General features: G+C 58.8%; 2 protein-coding genes. Both read right to left on the bottom strand.

Translation table 11 applies throughout. The annotated features are described in order from the left end of the window. On the bottom strand, positions 1-1,626 hold a 1,626-nt coding region (locus BAZ21_RS27170), incomplete at its 3' end, for an AMP-binding protein (protein ID WP_141695046.1). A 154-nt stretch (positions 1,627-1,780) separates the two neighbouring features. Continuing rightward, positions 1,781-10,268 (bottom strand): non-ribosomal peptide synthetase (locus BAZ21_RS27175; RefSeq protein WP_141695047.1); only part of this gene is annotated, 8,488 nt, incomplete at its 5' end.

Genomic DNA, 10,268 nt, shown 5'->3' on the forward strand with positions numbered 1-10,268 from the left:
ACTCAGCGCTTCGCCCCCGAAGATGACGTTGCGAATCCGCAGATCGTACGGATGGTCCGCCAAGACCTTACGCAGCAGCTGGTAGAAGTATGTTGGCGTCTGGTTCAAAATCGTGACCTGTTCGCGGCCCAGCAGCGCCAGGAACTCGGCCGGATTTTTCGCCGTGAGCGGCGGTACGATGACCAGCTTACCTCCGTACAGCAGCGCTCCGTACATTTCCCAGACGGAAAAATCGAAGCAGAACGAGTGGAACAGCGTCCACGTGTCGGACGGCCCGAAGTCGAACAGGTTCTTGTCATTGAACAGGAGCCGCACGACGTTCTTATGCTCGATCAGCGTGCCTTTCGGTCTGCCGGTCGTTCCCGACGTGTAGATGACATAAGCCAGGTTGCCCGGCCCGGAAATCGGCTCCAGGTTCGCAGCGTCCAGCGTATCAGCGGCGTCCCCCCCTCTGTCGCCCCAAACGAAATCGTCCAATTCGAGGCGTGTTCCTGCGAAGTCGGTCTTCTCGTGTAGTTGCTTTTGAATCAGCAATAACGGCGCGCCCGAATCCTCGATCATGAAGCGAATGCGCTCCTCCGGGTAGTCGGGATCGACAGGCACGTATGCTCCGCCCGCTTTGAGAATCGCCAGGATGCCGACGACCATATCGAGCGAGCGTTCAGCCAGAATCGCTACCAGCTGGTCCGCTTCTACTCCCGTCTCCCGCAGCCTCCGCGCAAGCCGGTTGGATCGCTCGTTCAGCTCGCGGTAGGTCAGCTGCCGCTCATTCATGACAGCGGCCACGTTGTCCGGGTAAAGCTCCGCCTGCTCTTCGAACAAGCCGTAAATCGTTTTCCCCCGCTCGAACTCGGTTTCGGTGTCATTAAATCGCTTCAGCAGCGTCTCCCTCTCGTCTGGGGACAGCACATCGGCTTGTCCGAGCTCCAGATCCGGCTGAAATAAAAGCACGGACAGCAGCCGAACAAGATGGTCGGCCGCCTGTTCCACAAATGCTGGCTCGTACCGCTGCCCGTCAAAGCTTATTTCCAGCTCGATGGAGTGGTTTTGGCGGTCGAAGCGAAAAACCGTATCGGCCGCCACCCGGTTACCCAGCGGTTCCGGATGAATCGGGGCGAAGGATGCGACGGTGTTGATGATCGGGAGGCCGTCCCCCGTATAGTCCAGATGGAGCGGCTCCACCATTTTCCGAAAAGGCAGGTGCTGATGCTCCAGCGCCTCGCCGATGGAGGCTTTAATGCCCCCGAGCAGCGTTTTCAGCGTAGTCTGGTGGCTTACGGACGTCTTGATCACCAAAATGTCCTGTGGCGGCGGAGTCCCGTCAGGGTCTGCGCTATAAGAAGGCATGCCCACCAGCACTTGGTCCCGCCCGGTATATTTGAACAGCAGGCTTTTTACTCCTGCCAAAACAATCATGTACAAAGCCAAATCCGAACCGTTGGCGAGGCAAATGATTCTCTCTGAGAGTTCGCTCGGCAGAGTACGGTGAAGCAAGCCCGGCTCGGCCGCAGCTTCCCCGTCGGCGGATAATTTGGAGGATTGACTGTAGGGAAGGAAGCTCAGGCTGTCATCGGCATCAAACTTGCCGCTCCAGTACCGTTCTTCCTTTTCAAACAAAGATTTCATTTGTACCTCCCCTAAAAATGAAGTGACCGCATGCCCTGGCGCAGGTCCGAAAAAGCTTGCTTTCGGCCTGCGCGTTTACGGGCTTGGACGTTGTTCTCCGTATTCCTTGGGATGCGCGCCGCTTTCGCTTGATGGCGGAGGCGCGCTTGTAGGATTAGAACGCGAATTCAATCGTATCGACGGCACTTTTTGCGCCTGCCGCCGGTTTATGACATTCAATCCGGCTTAGCTCGAGTTGTGGATTTTCCGCAATTTGAGACAGTACCCGCAGGTAATCCTCGGTCAAGGTGCGGATCATCACTTCTTTGAACAGCTTGGTGGCGTAGAAGAAGCCCCCGCTCAGCTCCCCGTTGTTTTCATACATAAACAGCGTCAGATCAAACTTCGCTTCTTCCAAATGGTCAAGCTCGTAACTCTTCAGGCTGACCCCTTCCAGCTCGGCGTCTCGTTCTTCGATATTTTGCAAGTCGAAAACGGCATCGAACAGCGGGAAGCGGCCCGGCTCCCGCTTCACATTCAAACGCTCCACGAGCTCCTCGAATGGATAATCCTGGTTCTCAAAAGCACCCAAAGCCGTTTCCTTCACTTCTTCCAGATAGGACAAGAACGTTTTGTCGTCCGACGGACGATTACGGATCGCCAGCGTATTGACAAACATCCCGATGACCGGTTCCAAATCGGCGTTCGTTCTTCCCGCCACCGGGGTGCCCACGACCAAGTCCTCCTGCCCGCTGTACTTGGACAGCAGCACGGTATAAGCCGCAAGCAGCACCATGAACAGCGTGCTTTCACGCTCGGCTGCCAATTCGCGCAGCCGCGCAGAGAGAGAAGCTTCGACGTCGAACTCCAGATGCGCGCCTTCGTAGCTGCGAGCCGCAGACCGTTCGTAGTCCATCGGCAGGTCCGCCGTCGGCAGCTCGCCTTCGAAGGTTTGCAGCCAGTACGCTTCCTGCCGCCCGATCCGCTCTCGGTGGGCCTTCGACTGCTGCCAAACAGCATAATCCTTGTATTGAATGCGCAGTGGCGGCAGTTCTTCCCCGGCGTAGAAACTTGAGAACTCATCGATCACAATCGCCATCGATACGCCGTCGGACACTATATGGTGCATGTCGAAAAGGAGAATATGCAGGTTCGGCTCCAACTCGATGACCCCGGCGCGCAGCAGCGGCGGCTTGCCGAGATCAAACGGACGAACAAAGCTGCGGACAATCTGCTCGATTTGAGCCGCATCCTCTTTATCCGCTTGATGATGTTCAATAGCAAAATCGACCTGCGGGTAAATCCGCTGAACCGCTTCACTCTTCACGATTTCAAAACCGGTGCGCAGCGATTCATGCCGTGTTATCAATTTCCGCAAGGCGGCTTCCAACCGATCTAAATCAAACCCGCCTTCCAACTGCACCAGCTCTGGCATGTTGTAAAGCTGATCCGCTCCATCCAGCGTGTGCTGAATGAACAGCCGTTTCTGCGCGGAGGACAGAGGGTAGTACTCTCTCTCCTCTGCTTGAGGAATGGCCTCATGCTCCCGCCGTTCCATCCGGGCAATCGCCTCGGCCATCGCCGCAATTGTCGAGTGACGGAATACGTCGCGCAGCGGCAGGTTGACGTTTAATTCCTTAAATACCTTGCCTGCCAGCGTCGTCGCTCGCAGGGAGTGACCGCCGATGTCGAAGAAGTTGTCGTGAACGCCAATCTCCTTCGCAAGTCCCAGCACCTCCTGCCAAATCACCGCCAGCTTTGTTTCCAGCTCATTGCGCGGTGCGACGTACTCTGTTCCGCTTCCCGCTTCCCCTTCCGGCGCCGGCAGCGCCTTCCGGTCGATCTTTCCGTTCGGCGTCAGAGGCAGGTACTCCAGCTCCACGAAGTACGACGGGATCATGTAGCCCGGCAGCTCCTGCGCCAGCGCGCCGCGTAAATCGTTCACCGCCAGCTCCGCTCCGGTATCCGGCGTGTAATACGCGCATAGCGCCTTCTGCCCGTTCGCGTCACTTCGAACCAGCACCACCGCTTCGCGCACGCCTTCCACCCGCAGCAGCTGCGACTCGATCTCGCCCGTCTCGATCCGGTAGCCCCGGATTTTCGCCTGGTTGTCGATCCGGCCGATGAAGTCCACGTTCCCGTCCTCCATCCACCGCGCCAAGTCTCCCGTGCGGTACAGCCGCTCGCCCGCGGCGAACGGACTGTCTACGAACTTCTCTTCCGTCAGCTCCGGACGGTTCAAGTACCCGCGCGCCACTCCGACTCCGCCGATAACCAGCTCGCCCAGCACCCCGACCGGCACCGGGTTCAGATGCGCGTCCACGATGTAGAATTTCGCATTCAGCCACGCTTTGCCGATCGGCACATGGCCTGTCTTCGGCAGCTTCGCCAGCGGCTCGTCGTAGAAGCTTGAGTCGATCGCCGCTTCCGTCACGCCGTAAGCGTTGATGATCCGGAACAACGAGCCGAAGCGTTCCTGCAAGGTCCGGTAATCCGCCACGCTGCAGCTGTCCGAGCTCGTGATCAACAGCTCCATCCAGCTCATATCCAGCCGCTGATCGTGCACGTACTCCAGGAACGGCACGATCAGCGCCGGCGTCGATTCGAAGAGGGTGACCCGCTCCCGCTCCATCCAGTGGTGCAGACGAGACGGATCGATCCGATCGTCCTTCGGCACAATCACCATCGTGCCTCCGTTGTACAGCGTCCGCGCGATATCTCCCACGAACACGTCGAACGAGAAGCTTGCGAGCTGCAGCAGCCGCACCGGGAACTGATCCAACCGGTATTCCCGCCGGTAGCCCGCCGCCGTGTTCACCAGGCTGCGGTGCTCGATCATCACGCCCTTCGGCTTGCCCGTCGTTCCCGACGTGTAGATCACGTACGCCAGGTCCTCTGGACGGGCTTCATGGAAGCTGTAGGTGCCAACATTCTGATGGCTCTCATCGCCGTCGTCCACAGCATCCGTCAGCTTGCCGGAGACCATGCCGGAGCCAATCGGCGCATTCGCCCGCTCCTCGCTGTACGACGCTTCGTCGTCCAGGTACAGCACCGCCGCCAGCGCCAGCTCCTCTTCGCCGAGCCAGGCTTCGGCACGCTCTCGCAGCGCCGTTTGCGTCAGCAGTACCTTCGCTCCGCTGTCTTCGAGCATGAACCGCACGCGCTCCGCCGGATAATCCGGGTCGAGCGGCACATACGCCCCGCCCGCTTTCCAGACGGCCAGCACGGCCACCAGCAGGTCCACCGAACGCTCGGCGAGAATGCCGACGATCGACTCCCGGCCGATGCCGCTTGCGCGCAACGTGGCCGCCAAGCGGTTCGCCCGCTCGTTCAGCTCCGCATACGTCAGCCGGTCGTTCTCGTACACGATGGCCGCCGCTTCCGGCGTGCGCTCCGCCTGTTCCTCAAACAGCCGGTGGAACGCGGCCGTAGGAGCTGCTTCCGGCTGCGCCGGGTTAAACCCGCCGAGAATTTGCTCTTTTTCCTCTGCCGTCAGCAAGTTCAGCTCGGCGATTTTCGCGTCCGGACGGCTTACGATCGTTACGAGCAGCTGCTCGTAATGTTTCGCCAGCCGTTCGATCGTCTCCCTTTTGTAGAGAGCCGTCGCATATTCGAAGCTGTAATCCAAGCCGCCGTTCTCCTCGCCCACATCCAAGCTGATATCAAACTTCGCGGTATCCAGTGCGCTCGGATAAGGAATCAGGCGAAGCCCTTCCAGCTCAAATTCCTCGTTCTCCGTATTCTGCATCGTAAACAGCGTGTCAAAGAGCGGATTGCGGCTTAAATCACGGGTGACTTGCACCTTGTCCACCAACTCTTCGAACGGATAGTTTTGATGCTCGAAGGCGTGGAGGGTCGTTTCTTTGACTTCGTTCAGGTATGACAGGAATGTCTTCTCCAAAGCCGGATAACTGCGGATAGCCAGCGTGTTTAAGAAAATCCCGATCAACGGCTGCACATCTCCATGATTCCTCCCGGCAATCGGCGTACCAACGATTACGTCTTCCTGACCTGAATATTTATGCAGAAGGACGTTATACGCCGCAAGCAGCACCATAAACAGCGTTGTGCCCGTTTCCGAGGCAAGCTGCTTCAGGCCGTCGGTTTTCGAAGCGTCGAAGAAAAACTCCAGCGTTTGGCCTTCGTAGCTCTGCACAGCCGGACGCGGATAGTCGGTCGGCATTTCCAGCACCGGAAGCTCGCCTTGGAACATGTCCAGCCAGTACGCTTCCTGACGCTGAAGCCGTTCCTTCTGCTCCTGCGAATGCTGCCAAACGGTGTAGTCTTTGTACTGAATGCGCAGAGGCTCCAATTGCTCGTCGCCGTACAAGCGGACGAATTCTTCAACAAAGATTTCCATCGAGACGCCGTCGGAAATAATATGATGCATATCGTACATTAGAATATGGCGTGCCGGAGCCAGCTCGACAAGGCCTACCCTCAGCAGCGGAGGCTTCGCCAAGTCAAACGGACGAACGAAACGGCGAACCGTCTCTTCGGCCTCTTGCTCATCCGCTCGATAGAACTCCACGGCAAAATGCAAGTCCTGGTAAATCCGTTGCGTTGCTTCGCCATCCACCATTTCGAACCCGGTGCGCAGCGTTTCATGCCGCGCCACGAGCTTACGCAACGCTTCTTCGAACCTCGCCCGGTCCAAAGCACCCTCCAGCAGCATTGCTTCCGGCATGTTGTAGCTAAGCTCCGCGCCTTCCAGTTGATTCAGGATAAAGAGACGTTTTTGAGCAAAAGATTGCGGGTACACCTCTCGGTCATCCGCCACCGGAATGGCAACGAATGTCTGCTCATCCAGCCGGGAAATGGCAGCAGCCATGCTCTCGATCATGGAATGGCGGAACACGTCGCGCAGCGGCAGATCCACGTTAAGCTCTTTATGAATCTTGCTGACCAGCGTCGTCGCCCGCAGGGAGTGCCCGCCGATGTCGAAGAAGTTGTCGTGAACGCCAATCTCCTTCGCAAGCCCCAGCACCTCCTGCCAAATCGCCGCCAGCTTCGTTTCCAGCTCATTGCGTGGTGCGACGTACTCCGTTCCGCTTCCCGCTCCCCCTTCCGGCGCCGGCAGCGCCTTCCGGTCAATCTTTCCGTTCGGCGTCAGAGGCAGGTACTCCAGCTCCACGAAGTACGACGGGATCATGTAGCCCGGCAGCTCCTGCGCCAGCGCGCCGCGCAGATCGTTCATTACCAGCTCCGCTCCGGTATCCGGCGTGTAATACGCGCATAGCGCCTTCTGCCCGTTCGCGTCACTTCGAACCAGCACCACCGCTTCGCGCACGCCTTCCACCCGCAGCAGCTGCGACTCGATCTCACCCGTCTCGATCCGGTAGCCCCGGATTTTCGCCTGGTTGTCGATCCGGCCGATGAAGTCCACGTTCCCGTCCTCCATCCACCGCGCCAAGTCTCCCGTGCGGTACAGCCGCTCGCCCGCGGCCAACGGACTGTCTACGAACTTCTCTTCCGTCAGCTCCGGACGGTTCAAGTACCCGCGCGCCACGCCGACTCCGCCGATGACCAGCTCGCCCAGCACCCCGACCGGCACCGGGTTCAGATGCGCGTCCACGATGTAGAATTTCGCATTCAGCCACGCTTTGCCGATCGACACATGGCCTGTCTGCGGCAGCTTCGCCAGCGGCTCGTCGTAGAAGCTTGAGTCGATCGCCGCTTCCGTCACGCCGTAGGCGTTGATGATTCGGAACAACGAGCCGAAGCGTTCCTGCAAGGTCCGGTAATCCGCCACGCTGCAACTGTCCGAACTCGTGATCAACAGTTCCATCCCGCTCATATCCAGCCCCTGCTCATGCACGTAATCCAGGAACGGCACGATCAACGCCGGCGTCGATTCGAAGAGGGTGACCCGCTCCCGCTCCATCCAGTAGTGCAGACGAGACGGATCGATCCGGTCGTCCTTCGGTACAATCACCATCGTGCCTCCGTTATACAGCGTCCGCGCGATATCTCCCACGAACACGTCGAACGAGAAGCTTGCGAGCTGCAACAGCCGCACCGGGAACTGATCCAACCGGTATTCCCGCCGGTAGCCCGCCGCCGTGTTCACCAGGCTGCGGTGCTCGATCATCACGCCCTTCGGCTTGCCCGTCGTTCCCGACGTATAGATCACGTACGCCAGATCCTCCGGACGGGCTTCATAGAAGCTATCGGTGCCAACATTCTGTTGGCTCTCATCGCCGTCGTCCACAGCATCCGTCAGCTTGCCGGAGACCATGCCGGAGCCAATCGGCGCATTCGCCCGCTCCTCACTGTACGACGCTTCGTCATCCAGGTACAGCACCGCCGCCAGCGCCAGCTCCTCTTCGCCGAGCCAGGCTTCGGCACGCTCTCGCAGCGCCGTTTGCGTCAGCAGTACCTTCGCTCCGCTGTCTTCGAGCATGAACCGCACGCGCTCCGCCGGATAATCCGGGTCGAGCGGCACATACGCCCCGCCGGCTTTCCAGACGGCCAGCACGGCCACCAGCAAGTCCACCGAACGCTCGGCGAGAATGCCGACGATCGACTCCCGGCCGATGCTGCTTGCGCGCAGCGTAGCCGCCAAGCGGTTCGCCCGCTCGTTCAGCTCCGCGTACGTCAGCCGGTCATGCTCGTACACGACGGCCGCCGCTTCCGGCGTGCGCTCCGCCTGTTCCTCGAACAGCCGGTGGAACGCGGCCGCAGGAGCCGCTTCCAGCTGCGACGGGTTAAACGCGCCGAGAATTTGCTCTTTTTCCTCTGCCGTCAACAAGTTCAGCTCGGCAATCTTCGCATCTGGACGGCTTACGATCGCCGCAAGCAAATGTCCGAAATGAGTCGACAGCCGCCGGATCGTGCTTTCTTTATAAAGAGCCGTTGCGAATTCAAAGCTGCACTCCAGGCCGCCATTTTCTTCCGTAACATCCACACTCAGATCGAACTTGGCCGTGCCGTATTCGCTAGGGTACGGGGACAATTTCAGCCCTTCCAGCTCAAACTCTTTATCCTCCAAATTTTGCAGGGAGAACATCGTGTCAAACAGCGGGTTGCGGCTCAAATCCCGGCTCACCTGCACTTTATCGACGAGCTCTTCGAATGGATAATTCTGATGCTCGTAAGCGCCTAAGGTCGTTTCTTTCACTTCTTCCAGATACGACAGGAAGGTCTTCTCCGAAGCCGGATAATTGCGGAGCGCCAGCGTATTGACGAACATTCCGATCAAAGGCTGCGTGTCTCCGTGCGTTCTGCCCGCAATCGACGTTCCGACGATTAAATCGTCCTGACCTGTGTATTTATGCAAAAGCACGGTATATGCCGCAAGCAGCACCATATACAGCGTCGTTCCTCTTTGAGTGGCCAGCTGCTTCAAGCCTTCGTTCGTTGTCTCGTCCACGAAGGACGTCAGCGTTTGTCCCTCAAAGCTCTGCACGGCAGGACGCGGATAGTCCGTCGGCATTTCCAGAACCGGCAGCTCGCCCCGGTAACGGTCCAGCCAGTAAGCTTCCTCGCGTTTCAACTGCACTTTTTGCTCGTCTGACTGCTGCCATACCGCATAGTCCTTGTATTGAATGCCCAAAGGCTCTAATGACTCACCGCCGTACAGACGAACGAGTTCCTCGACTAACACGTCCATCGAAACCCCATCGGAGACGATATGGTGCATGTCGAACATCAGCAAATAACGTTCGGCTGCCAGCTCTACGAGTTCCGCCCGCAGCAGCGGAGGCTTCGCCAAGTCGAAAGGCCGGATGAAGGCCTGCACGACTTCAGGCGCTTCTTCCTCGCTCGCATGACGATACTCGACGGCAAAGTCGACGCTCTCGTAAATGCGCTGTATTGCTTCGCCTTGTACGATCTCAAAGCCGGTTCGCAGCGTTTCGTGCCGTGCGATCAGTCCACGGAAAGCCTTCTCCAGCAGGCTCCGGTCAATCGATCCTTCCAGCAGCAGCACGCCCGGCATGTTGTAGCTCTCATTGGCCCCTTCCAGCTGATTCAGGATAAACAGCCGCTTCTGAGCTGAGGAAAGCGGATAATATGCTCTTGCGCCTGCAAGCGGAATCGACGAGAACGACTGCTCTCCGATCCGGGAGATGGCAAGAGCCATCTCTTCGATCGTCGAGTAGCGGAATACGTCGCGCAGAGGCAGCTCAACGTTCAGCTCCTGATGCACCTTGCTCACCAGTGTCGTTGCCCGCAGGGAATGGCCGCCCAGGTCGAAGAAGTTGTCCAGGACTCCAATGCCGGAGTAGCCCAGCACTTTCTCCCAGATCTTCACAAGCTGGGACTCCGTCTGGTTACGCGGCGCTACGTATTCGACGCCCGTTTGTATGCCGCCTTGCGGCTCCGGCAGCGCTTTGCGGTCCACTTTGCCGTTGGTCGTCAGCGGCATGCGCTCCAGCTGCACGAAGTACGACGGGATCATGTACCCCGGCATTCCCTCGGCCAGCGAGGTTCTCATTTCGCTGACCGTCAGCGTTCGGTCCGCCACAAAGTAGGCGACAAGCGCCTTCTCGCCCCCGCCGTCCTGACGGGCGAGCACCACCGCTTCTTCCACGCCCTCAACGTTCAGAAGCTGCGTCTCGATTTCGTCCAGCTCGATCCGGTACCCGCGGATTTTGACCTGGTGGTCGATCCGGCCCAGGTATTCGATGTTGCCGTCCGGCAGCCAAGCCGCCAAGTCGCCC

It is taken from the genome of Paenibacillus kribbensis, from assembly GCF_001705305.1.
Taxonomy (GTDB): Bacteria; Bacillota; Bacilli; order Paenibacillales; family Paenibacillaceae; genus Paenibacillus; species Paenibacillus kribbensis_B.